The following is an 18,112-nucleotide window of genomic DNA, read 5'->3' as shown; positions in this document are numbered from 1 at the left end:
TAATAGGAATTTAACTTATACATGATTTTAATTTCCATAATAAAATTTTTACCATGAATTAAAAATTAAGAATGAAAAGTGAAGAATTTATGTGAAATAAATTTTCTCCATTAAAAACCCCTAGAATTAAAACTATCCTAGGGCCATTAATTATAATATTTTATATCTTTTAATATTAAGTTTATTTTTTTAATACCTTCGCTGAAAGTACTGACTTTGCAACTAATTCTTTTTGACTGTTATACATAGATATTTCTACCTTTGAATAATATCTTCCTCTATCTAGAACTTCAGCATAGACATCTATTACTCTTCCCATTTGAACAGGTTTTGTAAAATATGATGAGAAACTATCTATTGCTACATTTGCATTACTATTTTGTCTAAGTGCCATAGTTCCCATAGTTGAAAGCATCATATTGAGTACATTCCATGATGCTGTGCCTATAGAATCTAACATTTCTGGCACTATTTCACCCCAAAAATGCATAGTATCCTTCTGAGCTTCAAACTCAAAATTCTTTATTATTAAATCATCCATAGTTTCCCCTACATGAGGCTGTCTTACTGCTATTTGCATAGCTTTAATAACATCCTCTCTGGATATAACTCCTACTAATTTCTTCTTATTAACTACAGGGCAAAGTTTTATCCCTTCCCATGCCATAATATGAGCTGCATAAGCTAATGTAGTAGTAGGTGAAACACCTATAGGTTCTTTTATCATAATTTTTTCTATTAATTCACTATCATCTGTATTGTTGGGAATATCTGCTAAAGTAACAATTCCAACAACTTTATGATCTTCATCAATAACAGGATATCTTTCATGTTCAGTTTCACTAACTAAATCCTTCAATTTTTTAATATCATCTTTTATAGTAAGGTAAGAAGGATGAGTTTCCATTATATCTTCCACTAAAATAATATCCTTTTTTATATTATTTTCAAAAATTGCCCTATTAATCATACTAGCCACTGTAAAGGTATCATAGGTAGAGGAAATAAGAGGAAGATGCTTTTCATCTGCTAAATTTATAATTTCTTCACTGCACTCAAACCCTCCTGTAATAAGTACTGCACAGTGATTTTCAAGCGCAAGTTTTTGGGCTTCTTCCCTATTACCTACTATAAGTAATGATCCTGGATTTATGTATTTAGGTATAGTTTCTACTTCCATTGCACCAATTACAAATCTATCTAAAGCCTTATCAATTCCATCTTCTCCGCCTATTATCGTTCCTTCAACAATATTAGCAATGTCTCCAAATGTTAATTTATCTATATGCTTTTTCTCTAATTTTTCAACCCTAACAGTTCCAACTCTTGAGATTGTATTAACAATGCCTATAGCCTCACACTCTTTAATAGCTCTATAAGCAGTACCTTCACTAACTCCTAGTTCACTACTTACACCTCTTACAGAAATTTTAGTTCCTATATCCAATGAGAGTATATACTTTATAATCTCTTCGTGCTTTGACATGATTTATCTCTCTTCCTTCCGTAGTTCTTCAGCTATCTTTTCAATTCTTCTAAGTCTATGATTAACACCTGATTTACCTACTGGAGGATTCAACATTCCACCTAATTCCTTTAGAGATTCATCAGGATATTCTAATCTTAACTCTGCAATTTCTCTTAAGTTTTTTGGTAATCTATTAAGTCCAATCTCATTTTGAATCATTTTTATACTCTCAACCTGTCTTACCGCTGCATTTACTGTTTTACTTAGATTAGCAGTTTCACAGTTAACAAGTCTATTTACATTGTTTCTCATTTCCTTCATTATTCTTATATTTTCAAGCTCTAAAAGAGAACTATGAGCACCTATAATATTTAATAGGTCCACAATTTGTTCCCCCTCTTTAATGTAAATCACATAACTGCTTTTTCTTTGAATCACCTTAGAAGATAATCCATAACTATTAATTAGATTACTCAACTCATTTGCATAATCTAAATTATGGGTTACAAATTCTAAATGATAAGTTTTTTCAGGATTGCTAATACTTCCTCCACCTAAAAAAGCACCTCTAATATAAGCTCTTTTATGACTTTCTTCACTTATTATTCTTTTAGGAATACTATAATCCAACCCTAAAAAGTCCTTATTAGTTAGAACTCCTACTTCCAATAATAATTCCTTAACATTCATATCTTCTGTTATCATAACTACATATACGTTATTTTTCTTTAATGAATTGCTTCTTTTTACTAATAACTTTGTATGTATGTTAAAATGCTCTTTTAATAGTTTAAATATAAGTCTAGCAATAGCTGGATTTTCAGTAATAACTTTAAAGCTCATTGCTTTATTAGCTCCAAGGCCTAAAGTTCCACTAGCTTTCATTATTCCAGAAAGCTCAGCTATTGCTTCTTTTTTATTTAGGTCAGTATACCTGCATATTTCATTTTTTACCTTTAGTGAAAACGACATAACTAATTTTTCTCCCTATCCTCTTTAAACTCTTTTAGCATCTGTGATAAATAAAAGAATTCCAAGATTCTTTTCTCATCATAAAATAATTTCTTTCTCATAACAGTTTCTACTAAAATTGCTGCTAATTTGTCCTCATCATGTTTTATATATCCATTTTTAAGCTTTATAAAATTACTCTTAATATATTCAACACCTAGATCCGAATTATATTCTTCATCTAACATTACTAATTGAGGATTTTTATTCAAACATTTTTGCTTATCTTCTTCACTTAAAGCTTCACTATTCACAATTACATAGTCTACTATATCCTTTGAAGAATGTTTATAAATAGCACTAATGTGATCTTGGACACTATAATTATCACTTTCTCCTGGTTGAGTTAATATATTTGATATATATATCTTTATAGCTTTAGTCTTAAGAATGGCGTCTTTAATTCCGTCTACTAGCAAATTAGGAATGATACTAGTATAGAGACTTCCAGGCCCTAATACAACTGCATCTGCTTCTAGTATGGCATCAATTGCATCTTGTACTGCCTTTGCACCTCTAGGTTCAATATAAACTTCATCTATTCCGCTTTTAAACTTTATGCATTGTTTAGGAATATTTGATTCACCTTTAATAATAAACTCATTTTTTAATCGTGCTGAAAGAGTTATATTTTCTAAAGTAACAGGAATAACTCTTCCAGTTACTGCTAAAACAGAACAAGTTTTTTTAACTGCTTCATGAAAGTTATCTGATATTCCATCCATAGCTGCTAAAAATAAGTTTCCAAAATTTTGATTTTCAAGTCTTCCATCTTTAAATCTATATTGAAACAATTCCTCCATAATCGGCTCTGTATAAGCCAATGCAGTTATGCAGTTTCTTATATCTCCTGGCGGAAGCATTCCTAAGTCCTTTCGTAGAAGTCCTGAACCACCGCCATCATCTGCAACTGTAACTATTGCTGTAATATTACTAGTATATCTCTTTAAGCCACTTAATAAGGTAGAAAGTCCTGTTCCTCCACCTATTACTACAATTTTAGGCCCTTTTACTAATATTTTTTTCTCATATATTAATTCCCCTAAGCTTTTTTTATTAAAAGATAAACTGTCCACATCTAAACTTCCTAAAGAAAGCATCTTCTTAGTATAACCTTTAAATCCGTTATAAGTAATTACTACTCCTATTGTAATTATTCCAATAAAAAATAATATATATTTACTTCCAAGAGAACTTTTATTTATAATCTCTAAAATACCATATATGAAAATAAATATTCCAAATAACATTTGACCAATCCATCTCTTAATACCTATGCCTGGCCTCAACCAGTATTTAAGCTTCATAGCTTCCCTGCACCTCTACTTATATCTTCATTTACATCCCTATGATCAACTGTTACACTATATCCACTATGACTTAAAATTTCATGTATTTTATTTGCGATTGCAACAGATCTATGTCTTCCACCTGTGCAGCCAATAGAAATGATAAGCTGCCTTTTTCCCTCTTTTTTATAATTAGGTAGTAGAAACTCTAGCATATCTATTAGTTTATCTACAAATTGCTCTGTTTCTACTTTACTTAAAACATAATCTCTTACTGGTCTATCATTGCCTGAATAAGGCTTTAATTCTGGTATATAGTATGGATTCGGTAGAAACCGTACATCAAATACTAAATCTGAATCTACTGGTATTCCATATTTAAATCCAAAGGATAAAACATTTATAAATAGCTGAGTTTCTATTTGTCCCTGCTCACCAAAAATATTAGTTATTTCTTCATTTAAATCTTTATTGCTCAATTTAGTTGTGTTTATAATATAGTTGGCTTTTTCTCTAACAGCCTTTAATTTTTTCTTTTCAATAGTAATTCCATTAATTACTCTGCCTTCAGGTGCTAATGGATGCTTTCTTCTTGATTCTTTATACCTCTTAACTATTACTTCATCAGTGGCTTCTAAAAATAATATTTCATATTTATATCCACTTTCATTTAAATGCTGTAAGCTATCAAATAAATCATCAAAAAACTTTCTTCCTCTTATATCAACAACAACAGCAATTTTATCTATTTTTCCCTCAGTTTGGTAACAAGCCTCTGCAAACTTAGGAATTAATGTTGGCGGAAGATTATCAACGCAAAAATATCCTAAATCTTCAAGACTTCTTATAGCTTGAGTCTTTCCCGCTCCTGACATTCCTGTAACTATAACAAATCTCATATAACTCCATCCTTTATTTTTAATATATATTTTTTCTATTAATATACTATAAGAATTTCATATAAAAATTTAAAATATACTCTGTAAAATAACTTTTCTATAAAAATAGAGTAACTTTTAAAATTAAGGATTAATAGTTAAGAATCCAAATTTGAAATAAAATCCATTCTTATTGAATTTCTTAAAATAGAATTTATTCTAAAAAACTCTGAAGGTTTTGACCATGGAATTTTAACCATAATTCTTAATTTCTTATTCTTAATTTTAAATTTCTAAAAAAGACTTTTTGTTATGAAATTAAAATATTATATAAATTAAATTTTCACTAACTAACCCTTGTTATTCATTATATCTAAATTTAATATATAACTCCCTCATTATACATTATAATAATATTTTTCATATAGTATTATACCATATTTACCTTAATTTTTGTGAGTACTACATTTTTAATTCTTATTATACTAAGAATTAAAAATGTATAGAATATTTTTATACTGCCTTTTAAAAATTACTCTAAATAAAGAGTTTATTTTAAAATTTAATAAAGTGGCGACTAAAAGTCACCACTTTATTATTTATCTTCACCGACTATTCTTACTTCTGTGTGTAATTCTACTGAAAAACTTTCAAAAACATTTTTTTGAACTAATGTGATTAATTCTAAAACCTGCTGAGCACTTGCACTCCCTTTATTTATAATAAATCCTGAATGTTTTTCTGAAACTTCAGCATCTCCAACATTTAATCCTTTAAGACCAGCATCTTGTATAAGCTTTCCTGCAAAATGCCCTTCTGGTCTTTTAAAAGTGCTTCCTGCTGATGCATATTCTAATGGTTGTCTCTGTATTCTTCTTGATGTCAATTCATCAATTCTATTTTTTATTAAATCCTTTACCCCTGGCTTTAGATTTAATGTAACTTCTAATACAATATAATTATATTTGATTATTGCACTCATTCTATAAGAAAGCTCTAATTCTTCTTTTGAAAGAGTTTTAAAATTTCCTTCTCTATCAATTACCAGTGCACTCTCTATAACCTTAGACATTTCTCCATCATATGCTCCCGCATTCATTGTAGTTGCTCCTCCAATGCTTCCTGGAATTCCACAAGCAAATTCAAAACCTGTTAATGAAGCTTCTAGTGCAGCATCAGATACATCACAAAGTAATACACCACTTTGAGCAATTATTCTATTTTCTACAACTTTAACTTTGTCTAGTTTGGAAAACTTTATAACAACTCCTCTTATTCCACCATCTTTAACAAGTAGATTAGAGCCATTGCCTAATATAAAATAACTTTCATTATGCTTATTACATAGTTTTATGATTTCTTTTACTTCCTCATAATTAGTTGGATATACAATTATATCCGCTGGTCCACCTAATTTAAAGGATGTATGATCTTTCATTGGTGCATCTAATACTATATTTTCTTCTTTCAATATACTCTTTAATTCGATAAGCAATTCCTTGTTTTGATTCATTTCCTACCTCTTCCAAAAAAAATTATTTACACACAATATATAGTATAATTTATATAGTATAGTATAATCAATAACTATTAAACAATTTTACCTTTTTTCTGTAAATAATTTATAAATTTTTTCTCATCATAATTCATTATCAGCTCATCGGGCATTTGTATATCTCTCACAAGCTTTTTCACAGAATCAAATTCACCTATATTGAAACAAGTATGAGCATCACTACCAAATATAACTTTTACCCCATGCTTTTTACAAAGCTCTCCAATTTTATAGCAGTTTTCATCACTACCTTTTCTTGATCCATTAAGTGAACTATTATTAAGTTCTATGATTATATCTTTTTCCTTTGCTCTCATCACTACTTTTTCTGCATCAATTGGAAAACGTGGATTTCCTGAATGGCCTATAATCATTACATTCTTATTATCCATAACCTTAACTAAGGCATTTGTGTTCTCTTCTACTGTTCCGGACTTTATACATACATCATGTAAACTTGCTATCATATAATCTAATTTATTTCCAATTCTTTCTGGGATATCTATATTGCCCTCATAATCAATTATATTAGCTTCGCATCCTCTTAAAATTTTAACACCGTAAAGTTTTCTTGGAGTTACATCCAAATTAGCAAAATGAAATAAATGTGGTCCTCCAGGCATTTGTGGTGCGTGATCTGAAACTCCTAAAACTTTAAGTCCTTTATTAGAAGCCTCTTTTATATTTTCAAGTAAAGTACTGTAAGCATGACCACTAGCAATTGTATGAGTATGAACATCTACTACACATTTCAAGTTAATCACTCCTTAATTTTTCTTAAAGTATCTAAAAAATAACTAATTAAAGTTGCCTAAGATATTTTTTATTAAATAATATTATTATACTTAATAATAATTGAAATAAATATGCATACTTGTTAGTTATTTTCTTGAAGATTACTGAAGTATTCTTTTATACTTTCAACAGCTCTAATATCCATAGAAGGTGTTGACAATAATTCTTCATCACTTGCATTTCTAATATTTTCTATACTGCCAAACTTCTTAAGTAATTCTTTTCTTCTCTTTTCCCCTATTCGAGGTATATCCTCTAATATAGAATATAATGTAGTTTTATTTCTTAAGGATCTATGATAAGTAATAGCAAATCTATGTACTTCATCTTGTATTCTTGTAATTAAATGCATACATTGTGAACTAATCCTTATAGGTAATTCTTCATTATCATAAATTAATCCCCTAGTTCTATGTTTATCATCTTTAACCATTCCACAAACTGGAATATTAATATTTAATTCCTTTAGCACCTCTAGTGCTATATTTACCTGTCCTCTTCCTCCATCCATCATGATAAGGTCAGGAAATACTGAAAATTTACCAGCACTTAAAGAAATCTTATTTTCTTTAATTTTTTTAATCTCCTCTAATCCATGATTAAATCTTCTAGTCAATATCTCTCTCATTGACTCATAATCATTAGCTCCTTTTACAGTTTTAATCTTAAATCTCCTATAGTCACTATTTTTAGGTTTTCCATCTTGAAATACTACCATAGTTCCAACAGAGTCCATTCCCATTATATTAGAAATATCATAGGCTTCAATTCTCTGCGGTACTTCATCTAGTCCTAAGGCATCCGTCAATTCTGCTAATGCGATATTTTGTAATTCTTTATCCGCTTTATGTTTAATTTTAAACATTTCTAAATCATGACTTGCATTTTTTTGAACCATGTCTAAAACTTTTTTCTTTTCACCTTTAATTGGCGCTTTAATACTTACCTTATATTCTTTTTTCATAGAAAGATATTCCTCTAATACTTCACTATCTTCAATATGAGAAACATAAATCTGTTTAGGAATAAAAGCAGTTCCACCATAGAAACTTTTCATAAAATTACTTATAACCTCTCCTGGCTCTTCACTACCTGTATCATCTAATATAAAATGTTCTCTTCCTAAAATCTTTCCATCTCTTAAGAAAAAGATCTGAACGCAGCTATCTTTTTCATCCTGTGATATAGCAATAAAATCCTCGTTTTCGAAATGCACACTTATAATTTTTTGTTTTTCATTTATCTTTTCAATAGCTAAAAGCTTATCTCTAAGAGAAGCTGCCTTCTCAAAATCTAAATTCATTGAGGCATCTTCCATCTCTATCTTTATCTTATTCACAATTTCCTTATCTTTTCCCGTTAATAAATCTATAACATCATCTACAATCTTTCTATACTCCTCTTTAGAAATAAGTTTGTCACAAGGGGCCTTACAAAGATTTATATGATAATTAAGACAAGGTCTTGAAGATACTCCATCTTCCTTTATAATCCTTTTACAAGTTCTAAGTGGAAAAACTTTTTTGATTAGCTCATAAGTCGTATATACTGCTGTAGCATCAGTATATGGTCCAAAATATTTTGCACCATCATTACTCATATTTCTAGTAACAATAACCCGTGGAAAATCCTCATTTATTGTTATTTTAATTAATGGAAAACTCTTATCGTCTTTTAATAAAATATTATATCTTGGACTATATTTTTTAATTAAATTACACTCTAATATTAAAGCTTCTATTTCTGAATCTGTAACAATATATTCAAATTCTGCAATATGCTTAACCATAGCCTTAACCTTTTCACTATGATTTTTAGAGCTTTGAAAATATTGTCTTACTCTATTCCTTAAATTTTTAGCTTTTCCAACATAAATTATCTCTCCAAGAGAATTTTTCATTAAATATACTCCAGGATTAGTAGGTAAATTTTTAAGATGGAATTGGAAATCGAACAATTTTATCACCTCTTTAGTTAAAAGAATTTAGGCAAGTTTAAAGATACATAAATAATACTCAATAATATAATTATATTTTCAGTGACCTTTCCTCTAAGAGAGTTGGTACTAAAAGCAAAGGGAAATTTAAACTTTTTATTATTTATTGGATATAAAACAGGTATACCTTGTTTTGTACACATATCACAAATTAAATGCGAGCCATAAGTTGCTAAAAAATAGTAATATGTTTTTCCCAGATTATACGCGGTACAAAAAGTTGCTAAAATTCCTGTAAAAATTAACATACCAAAAACACTATGAGTAAAACCTGTTCTATGAGTGGATAACCCTAAGAGAATTAAGGTTATGCCTATTACCTTCAATATTGGGTCACTTTTATAAAAACTATCTATGTACAATGCTAACGTACCTAAAAAGCAATAAAATATCACCTTTGTAGCATTATTTCTAAAAGGTAGTACATATTTATTGAAAAAACTTTTAGGATGGTCTGCATCAGGAAGCAGTGCTCCTACTATTGAAAACACTAGACTTATTAATACATATTTCCCCGGCAATCTTTGACTTAAGAAAACAAAAACGCTTGCTCCTACACTTACATGAGCTTTTCCAGTCATCACATCACCCCTTTTAATTTAGGAATCTTTTTAAATAACTATATGTAGATGCACTACCTTAAAATAATGAATAATTGACATTGGTATATCTATAGATAAACTACCTAAAAAGTTAATGTATAGCTAATATAGTTAAAATGTTGCATACTTTAATTCACAATTCACAATGCAAAATTCACAATTATGGTTGAAATTAATTCTTTATAAATTAATTTCTTAAACTATTTTTTTTACTAGCAATATCTTGCTAGTTCTTTATAAGAAGTGATCCATCACTTCAAAAATAAATAATTTTAACTTTCTCAGCTTTTGCTGAGAAATATCCACAATTGTGAATTGTGAACTGTGCATTGTAAATTTAATAGTTCTAGCTAAAATACTAAAAAATAACGTTTATTATGATATATACATTAAGTTTAGGATAAGTATATACTACTATTATATACTTAATTTTTCAGAAAAATATTATTGATTAAAATAAGCACTTAAAATATCTTTAGCTACATCTGCTGCATTTCTGCCATAGCCTTCACCTTCTTCTAAAATTATGGCAAATGCAATTTTAGGATTCTCATAAGGTGCAAAGCCTATAAACCAGCTATGAGGAGTTTTATCCCCACTATCATGGTCAGCTGTACCAGTTTTTCCACTAACCTGTACACCCCATAAATTAGCATTTTGTGCAGTACCTTGTGTTACAACAGATCTCATATATTTTTTTAATTTATCTGCATTTTCATTAGAAACGATATTTCCAACTTCTTTAGGTTCAATTTTAGAAATACTTTTTCCTTGTGAATTTACAATTTCTTTTACTATATTAGGCTCCATCATCACTCCATCATTTGCAATAGTGCTTGCTACTAAAGCCATCTGCATAGGACTTGCTAATACTCCGCTTTGCCCTATTCCACTTTGTGCTATATTCCCCATCTCGTGTTTTTTATAAGTAGGGAATTTACTATCTTCTAATATCAAAGTTCTTGATGGAATTTCTTTGTTAAAATAAAATTTCTCCGCTGTAGATTTTAGTGCATCATTTCCCATTTCCATAGCAAGGGTACCAAAAACTACATTACTTGAATAAGTAAATGCCTGTTCTAAATTTATATTTCCTAAAGCATTTCCATTATAGTTTTCTAAAGAATTAGTTTCATTAAAATATATTTTACCATTATCCTCAAAAGTCCTATTCTCAACTCCAGACATATTTTCTAATGCTGCTAATGCAGTTACTGCTTTAAAAGTAGAACCTGGTGGATATAGTCCTGCTGTGGCTCTGTTTAAAAATGGTGTTTCCTTATCTTTTGTCAAAGTATCCCATTGTTCAGCCAAATTATTAGGATCAAAAGTAGGCTTTGAAACCATAGCTAAAACTTCTCCTGTAGCTGGATCTAAAGCTACTACTGAGCCTTTGTAATTTCCCAATGCATCAAAAGCAATTCTTTGAAGATTTGAATCTAATGTAGTTACAACACTATCACCAATTCTTGTTTCATTGGAATTAAGATTAAAATAATCCTTTATAGGCTTATTTTCTTTACCGCTTAATACCTTATCAAACTTTTTTTCTAATCCACTCATTCCATAGACTATATCATAATATCCTAATACATGAGCAAATTTTTCCCCTCCAACATACTCTCTAGTTTGTTCAAATTCACCTGTCTTTTCTCCTTTTGTAAGTGCATTCATATCTCTATCAAATATAGTTCCTCTTAAAACTTTATTTCGTTCTGCTTGCTGTCTATTATTAAAAACACTTTCTATAAATTTATCACTTTTAAAGAGATATAAATAATTTATATAGGATATGATAGCTATAAAAAACACCAGAAAAACTAATAAAACTGTTTTAATGCTTTTTGATATATTCTTATTACTACTCATAATTATTTCCATCCTCTGAAATTTTTTGAATTATGCCAAGAGAAAAATATGTTATTAATAAAGATGTTCCCCCATAACTCACTAGTGGAAGCGTAATCCCTGTAAGCGGAATAGCTCCAGTAACTCCTCCAACTATAACCAATGCTTGAGAAGCTATCATTGTACTATACCCTACTGCTAAAAGCCTTGAAAACTTATCTTTAACATAAATTGCTGCTCTCATGCATCTATAGAATAGTAAAAAGTATAGCATTAATATTGCTATTCCTATCAACATTCCCATTTCTTCACATATAGCAGAAAATATGAAATCTGTAGTTACAACTGGCACAAACTTAGGATATCCTAGTCCTAAACCTGTTCCAAATATACCACCTTCTGCCATAGAAATTAATCCTTGTACTAATTGAAGTCCTTCATCATATCCATATTTCCAAGGATCTCGCCATATCATTACCCTAACTTTAACATGTCTAAATAAAAAATATCCTGCAATTGCTCCTAACACGAATAATCCCAAAGAAATTATTACGTATTTTTTCTTTGAAGTAGCTATATATAACATAGTTACAGAAATTCCAAAAAAGATTAAGGCTGAACCTAAATCTGTTTGAAGTAGCATAAAAACTAAGCATATCATAACAACTAATGCTGGTTCTAATAGACTTAATATGTTATTGAGAGTTACATTATCTTTGTTGCTTTCCTTCATAAAAATATTCTTTATATATTTTGGTGCTTCTCCATAATCTTTTAGCGAAGAAGCTAAATAAGCAACGAGAGTAATTTTACCAAACTCTGACGGTTGAAAGCCAAAACCACCAATAAACACCCAGTTTTTAGCTCCACCTATCTCACTACCTAATAGTGTACCCATAGACATAAATACAAGTGTTATAATAAGATAAAAATATTTATAGTTACTAAAACTTTTTAAATCTGGAAGTATAACTACAGTTAAAATAAAAGTAGCTATTCCCAAGGTAAAAGATATCATTTGTTTTGCTGCTAAAAATGTTCTTGTACCCTCTTCTATTACTCTTCCACCAGATATAGGAAGATCTAATCTATAGAGCATAGCAATACCAATTACAGCTAATACATTTGAAAATAATAATATATATTTATCTCCATCTGGAAAAAACTTTTTTATTATAAAATGTGAATAAGCTAAAAGACCACACATTACTCCACCCATAACCAATGATCCTTTATCATAATTAGGAGAAATAAGAGTTACATTAACAAAAAGTATAATAGTTAACAAATATGTAAGTCTTAAAACTCTTTTTTCTTCTCTTAAGCTATTCATGCCTTTCTCCTTTCATAACTTACTATTGGAGAACCTTAAATATAGAAGATCCTACTTTAATTCTATCTCCTCTTTTTAAGGTTACCTTATTAGCTATTTTTACATCATTTACAAAGGTACCATTAGTACTACCTAAATCCTCTAATATATACTCATTATTTCTCATATATATCTTCAAATGATGTGAAGAAACATATCTATCACTTAAAATAACCATGTTATCCTCACTTCTTCCAATAGTAAGGTAATCATTTATTGGTATTACACCTCCATCTTGAAGTTCATAATTTTGTCCCTTATCCATAATTTCAAGACCAAATTTTACTGCATTAGATTTTTTAGGTCTTTTTTTCCCTTCATTTTTCATATCATTATACATAATCTTAAGGGCATAAACTATAATACAATATACTATTATGATGATTACAACTTTGAATATTAAACTTACATTTGCCATAAGACTTTAAACTCCTTCAAAAGTATAGAATTGTGACTAGCAATCTGTGCTAGTCACAATTAATTATATCATTTTTTTAAGATATTGTCCTGTGTAAGACTTATTACAGTTACATATGTCCATAGGATTCCCTGTACATAAAATAGTTCCACCTTTATCTCCACCTTCAGGACCTAAGTCAATAATATAATCTGAACATTTAATTACATCTAAATTATGCTCAATTACTACCACTGTATTCCCACCTTCTACTAACCTTTGAAGTATAGATATAAGTTTATTAACATCATCTATATGAAGTCCTGTAGTAGGTTCATCTAAAATATAAAGAGTTTTCCCTGTACTTCTTTTTGATAGCTCATAGGCTAATTTTATTCTTTGTGCTTCCCCACCGGATAGGGTAGTAGAAGGTTGCCCTAACTTAATATATCCCAATCCAACATCCATTAATGTTTGCATCTTAGTATATATCCTAGGAATATTTTCAAAAAACTTTAGAGCCTCTTCCACTGTCATCTCTAAGACATCATCTATATTTTTACCCTTATATTTAACTTCTAATGTTTCTCTATTGTATCTTTTTCCCTTACATACTTCACAAGGTACATAAACATCAGATAAAAATTGCATTTCTATTTTAATTATTCCATCTCCTCTGCAAGCTTCACACCTGCCACCTTTTACATTAAAACTAAAACGTCCTGGCTTATATCCTCTCATTTTAGCTTCAGGTGTTACTGCAAATACATCTCTTATTAAATCAAAAACACCAGTATAAGTAGCAGGATTACTTCTAGGAGTTCTTCCTATTGGACTTTGATCAATATTAATTATCTTATCTATTTGTTCATGACCTAAAATCTCCTTGTGCAATCCTGGAATTTTTTTAGAATTGTTTATTATCTTATTAAGTCCTTTATAAAGTATTTCATTTACAAGAGTACTTTTACCTGAGCCCGAAACTCCAGTTACAGATGTAAATACACCTAGTGGAAAATCTACAGAAACATTTTTTAAATTATTTTGCTTACCACCTATAATTTTAACAAATCTTCCATCTGCTTTTCTATATTCACTAGGTAGTTCTATTTTCTTTTTCCCACTTAAATATTGTCCTGTAATAGAATTTTCACAGCTCATGATATCTTCAATGGTACCAGAAGCTATTATCTCGCCACCGTGTTCACCCGCTCTAGGACCTATATCTACAATATGATCTGCTGCTTTCATAGTATCCTCATCATGTTCAACAACTACTAAAGTATTACCTAAATCTCTAAGATGCTCTAAAGTTTTAATCAACTTATCATTATCTCTTTGATGAAGTCCTATGCTTGGCTCATCTAGTATATATAACACGCCCATTAAACTAGACCCAATTTGAGTTGCAAGTCTTATTCTTTGAGCTTCTCCTCCAGATAGTGTTCCAGCAGAACGAGTTAAATTTAAATAATCTAATCCTACATCTTTTAAGAAATTTAATCTATTTCTTATTTCCTTTAATATTTGAGCAGCTATTATCATATTTTTTTCTGAAAGTTTTAAGTTATCTAAATATGATATTTCATCTAGTATAGACATAGAAGAAAATTCATTTATATTTTTTTCTCCTACAGTAACAGATAAAGCTTCTTTGCTTAATCTTGCACCCTTACATTTTGGGCATGGATTATCACTCATATATTGCTCTATTTCTCTTTTTATGTAGTCTGAACTAGTTTCAAAATATCTTCTTTTTAAATTGTTTATAACTCCTTCATAGGCATGATTATAAACGCCTGCTTTAAACTCTTTAGTATATTCTACTTTAATTTTATGTCCTTCTGTTCCATATAATAACACATTTATAACTTCTTCTGGTAATTCCTCTATAGGTGTATCTAATGAAAATTTATATTCTTTTGACAATGCTTTTAATACAGAAAATGTCCATGAATCTTCTTTTAAACTACCTTCGCCAAAAGTTATAATAGCTCCATCCATAATACTTTTACTTCTATCAGGAATAATTAAACTCTCATCTATCTCCATAAGAGTGCCTAAGCCATCACAGTTATCACATTTTCCAAAAGGTGAATTAAATGAAAACATTCTTGGAGATAATTCTCCTATACTTATTCCACAATCTGCACAGGCAAAATGTTCGCTAAATAATATATCTTCACCATCAATTATATTAGCAATAACTAAACCTTCTCCAAGTTTTAGTGCTGTTTCCAAGGAATCATTTAGTCTAGCTTCTATTCCTTCTTTAATTACTAACCTATCAATTACAACTTCAATAGTATGTTTTTTATTTTTTTCAAGTTTAATCTCATCTTCAATTAAATCTACTAAATTCCCATCAATTCTAGCCCTTACATAGCCATTCTTTTTGATGTTCTCTAGTACCTTCACATGCTCTCCCTTTTTTCCTCTAATAACAGGTGATAAAATTTGAAGTTTTGTTCTTTCTTCTAAACTCATGATTCTATCTACTATTTGATCTACAGTTTGTTGAGTAATTTCTTTACCACATTTAGGACAATGTGGAGTACCTACTCTTGCATATAGTAGTCTTAAATAATCATATATTTCTGTAACAGTACCTACTGTAGAACGAGGATTTCTACTTGTGGTCTTTTGGTCGATAGATATAGCTGGAGATAGCCCTTCTATATATTCAACCTCTGGCTTATTCATTTGTCCTAAGAATTGTCTTGCATAAGCTGAAAGAGATTCTACATATCTCCTTTGGCCTTCTGCATATAATGTATCAAAAGCAAGAGAAGATTTACCTGAACCTGATAATCCAGTAAAAACTACAAATTTATCTCTTGGTATTTCTAAATCAACGTTTTTTAAATTATGAACTTTTGCTCCTTTTATAAAAATTTTATCTCTCATAATTACTCCTTTTTAACTTTTAATTTCTTTTCTTAATTTAATAATTTCATCTCTAAGCTGTGCAGCTCTTTCAAATTGTAGGTCTTTTGCAGCTTGTTTCATTTCTTCTTCTAATTTGTTAACATAAGTAGTTAAATCTATTCCTCTATCTTTATCATCGCTAGTATATTCTACTGTTTCTTCTGCTACAGTGGAAATCTCCAATATTTCTCTTATATCTTTCATTATAGTTTTAGGAGTAATATTATGTTTTTCATTATACTCCATTTGTATTTTTCTTCTTCTATCGGTTTCTCCTATAGCCTTTTCCATAGAGTTAGTTATATTATCACCATACATTATAACCTTACTTTCAGAATTTCTTGCTGCCCTTCCTATGGTCTGAATCAAAGAAGTTTCTGAACGTAAGAATCCTTCCTTATCCGCGTCTAATATAGCTACCAAAGCTACTTCAGGAATATCTAACCCTTCTCTTAAAAGATTAATTCCAACTAAAACATCAACTTCACCTTTTCTTAAATCTCTTATAATTTTCATTCTTTCAATAGTATCTATATCTGAGTGAAGATATGTAACTTTAACACCTAAGTCCTTAAAATATTTAGTCAAATCCTCTGCCATTTTTTTTGTAAGAGTTGTAACTAATACTCTGAACCCTTTATCTATGGTATTTCTAATTTCACTATATAAATCATCTATTTGACCTTTTATAGGTTTAACAATAACTTCAGGATCTAAAAGGCCTGTAGGTCTTATAATCTGCTCTGCCACATTTTCCGAATGTTCAGCTTCATATTTTGAGGGAGTAGCGCTAACAAATACCACCTGGCTTAAAATCTTTTCAAATTCTTCAAACTGTAATGGTCTATTATCATAAGCAGAAGGTAACCTAAAACCATATTCTACAAGGGAGGTCTTTCTTGATTTATCTCCACCATACATAGCTCTTATTTGAGGTAAAGTAACATGACTTTCATCTATAAATAACAAGAAATCTTCTGGAAAATAATGCAACAAAGTTTGCGGTGGCGTACCCTTACCTCTTCCATCTAATATTCTTGAATAGTTTTCTATACCAGTGCAATACCCAACTTCTCTTATCATTTCAATATCAAAGTTAGTTCTTTGCTTTAATCTTTGTGCTTCTAAAAGTTTGTCTTGATTTTTAAGCTCTTCTAATCTCACTTCTAATTCTTGTTCAATTTGAGATATAGCTAATTCTAATTTATCCTTTGAGGTAGCAAAGTGAGAAGCAGGGAAAATAGAGATGTGTTTTCTACCAGCTATTATCTCTCCTGTCAATACATCAAATTCTCTAATTCTATCTACTTCATCTCCAAAAAATTCTACTCTAATACCTTTGTTAGTGGATGATGCTGGAAATATGTCTAAGACATCACCTCTAACTCTAAAAGTACCTCTTACAAAATTAATATCATTTCTTTCATACTGAATATCTACAAGTTGTCTAATTATTTCATTTCTCTCTCTCTCCATACCTTCTCTAATAGAAACAGTAAGTTTTTTATACTCTTCTGGATTACCTAAGCCATAAATACAAGATACTGATGCAACTACTATAACATCTCTTCTCTCTAAAAGAGCAGATGTAGCAGAGTGTCTTAATTTATCAATTTCATCATTTATACTAGCATCCTTTTCTATATATGTATCAGTTTGAGCAACATAAGCCTCTGGTTGATAATAATCATAGTAAGATACAAAGTATTCAACAGCATTTTCAGGAAAAAACTCCTTAAATTCCGAACAAAGTTGTGCAGCTAAAGTTTTGTTATGTGCTAATACCAAAGTAGGTCTTTGAACTTTTTCTATTATATTAGCCATAGTAAAAGTTTTCCCTGAGCCAGTAACCCCTAATAAAGTTTGAAATTTCTTATGTTCCATTATTCCATCAGATAACCTTTCAATAGCCTGTGGTTGGTCACCCATAGGTTTAAACTTAGAATGTATTTTAAATTCACTCATTTTCTCAC

At 29.6% G+C, this 18,112-nt stretch carries 13 protein-coding genes; all 13 read right to left on the bottom strand.

The window, feature by feature from the left end:
• Positions 1-181: 181 nt before the first annotated feature.
• Entirely contained in the window at positions 182-1,486 is a 1,305-nt protein-coding gene (locus tag ACWPW7_RS07060; protein WP_291564405.1) for a DRTGG domain-containing protein, read from the bottom strand.
• Between the two features lie 3 nt (positions 1,487-1,489).
• A complete protein-coding gene (whiA, locus tag ACWPW7_RS07055; protein ID WP_291564402.1) occupies positions 1,490-2,440 on the bottom strand; it encodes a DNA-binding protein WhiA in 951 nt (316 codons plus the stop codon).
• Positions 2,441-2,442: 2 nt separating this feature from the next.
• Positions 2,443-3,786 carry a gluconeogenesis factor YvcK family protein gene (locus ACWPW7_RS07050; protein WP_291564399.1) on the bottom strand — a complete coding sequence of 448 codons (1,344 nt, stop codon included), beginning with the start codon at positions 3,784-3,786 and terminating at the stop codon, positions 2,443-2,445.
• Positions 3,783-4,667: an RNase adapter RapZ gene (rapZ, locus tag ACWPW7_RS07045; RefSeq protein ID WP_291564396.1), complete on the bottom strand. Its 885-nt coding sequence runs from the start codon at positions 4,665-4,667 to the stop codon at positions 3,783-3,785. Before rapZ ends, ACWPW7_RS07050 begins: the two co-directional genes overlap by 4 nt.
• 574 nt (positions 4,668-5,241) lie before the next feature.
• On the bottom strand, positions 5,242-6,159 hold the full coding sequence (murB, locus tag ACWPW7_RS07040; protein WP_454052926.1) for a UDP-N-acetylmuramate dehydrogenase: 918 nt from the start codon (positions 6,157-6,159) through the stop codon (positions 5,242-5,244).
• A gap of 77 nt (positions 6,160-6,236) precedes the next feature.
• Positions 6,237-6,956: a phosphatase gene (locus tag ACWPW7_RS07035; protein ID WP_291564392.1), complete on the bottom strand. Its 720-nt coding sequence runs from the start codon at positions 6,954-6,956 to the stop codon at positions 6,237-6,239.
• Positions 6,957-7,078: 122 nt separating this feature from the next.
• Complete coding sequence (gene uvrC / locus ACWPW7_RS07030; protein WP_454052925.1) at positions 7,079-8,953, bottom strand: excinuclease ABC subunit UvrC; 1,875 nt, start codon at positions 8,951-8,953, stop codon at positions 7,079-7,081.
• Positions 8,954-8,970: 17 nt separating this feature from the next.
• Positions 8,971-9,573: a metal-dependent hydrolase gene (locus ACWPW7_RS07025; protein WP_291564387.1), complete on the bottom strand. Its 603-nt coding sequence runs from the start codon at positions 9,571-9,573 to the stop codon at positions 8,971-8,973.
• 465 nt (positions 9,574-10,038) lie between these two features.
• On the bottom strand, positions 10,039-11,463 hold the full coding sequence (locus ACWPW7_RS07020; RefSeq protein WP_454052924.1) for a peptidoglycan D,D-transpeptidase FtsI family protein: 1,425 nt from the start codon (positions 11,461-11,463) through the stop codon (positions 10,039-10,041).
• Positions 11,456-12,775, bottom strand: a complete 1,320-nt coding sequence (locus ACWPW7_RS07015; RefSeq protein ID WP_454052923.1) for an FtsW/RodA/SpoVE family cell cycle protein — start codon at positions 12,773-12,775, stop codon at positions 11,456-11,458. Before ACWPW7_RS07015 ends, ACWPW7_RS07020 begins: the two co-directional genes overlap by 8 nt.
• Before the next feature lie 22 nt (positions 12,776-12,797).
• The gene (locus tag ACWPW7_RS07010; protein WP_454052922.1) at positions 12,798-13,232 is read right to left on the bottom strand and encodes an FHA domain-containing protein; all 435 of its coding nucleotides are present in this window, start codon (positions 13,230-13,232) and stop codon (positions 12,798-12,800) included.
• Positions 13,233-13,295: 63 nt separating this feature from the next.
• Entirely contained in the window at positions 13,296-16,118 is a 2,823-nt protein-coding gene (gene uvrA / locus ACWPW7_RS07005) for an excinuclease ABC subunit UvrA (protein ID WP_454052921.1), read from the bottom strand.
• A 12-nt stretch (positions 16,119-16,130) separates the two neighbouring features.
• Positions 16,131-18,104 carry an excinuclease ABC subunit UvrB gene (uvrB, locus tag ACWPW7_RS07000; protein WP_454052920.1) on the bottom strand — a complete coding sequence of 658 codons (1,974 nt, stop codon included), beginning with the start codon at positions 18,102-18,104 and terminating at the stop codon, positions 16,131-16,133.
• Positions 18,105-18,112 lie beyond the last annotated feature (8 nt).

The organism is Clostridium sp. Marseille-Q7071 (assembly GCF_965112025.1).
This window is presented reverse-complemented; position numbering and strand designations above follow the sequence as displayed.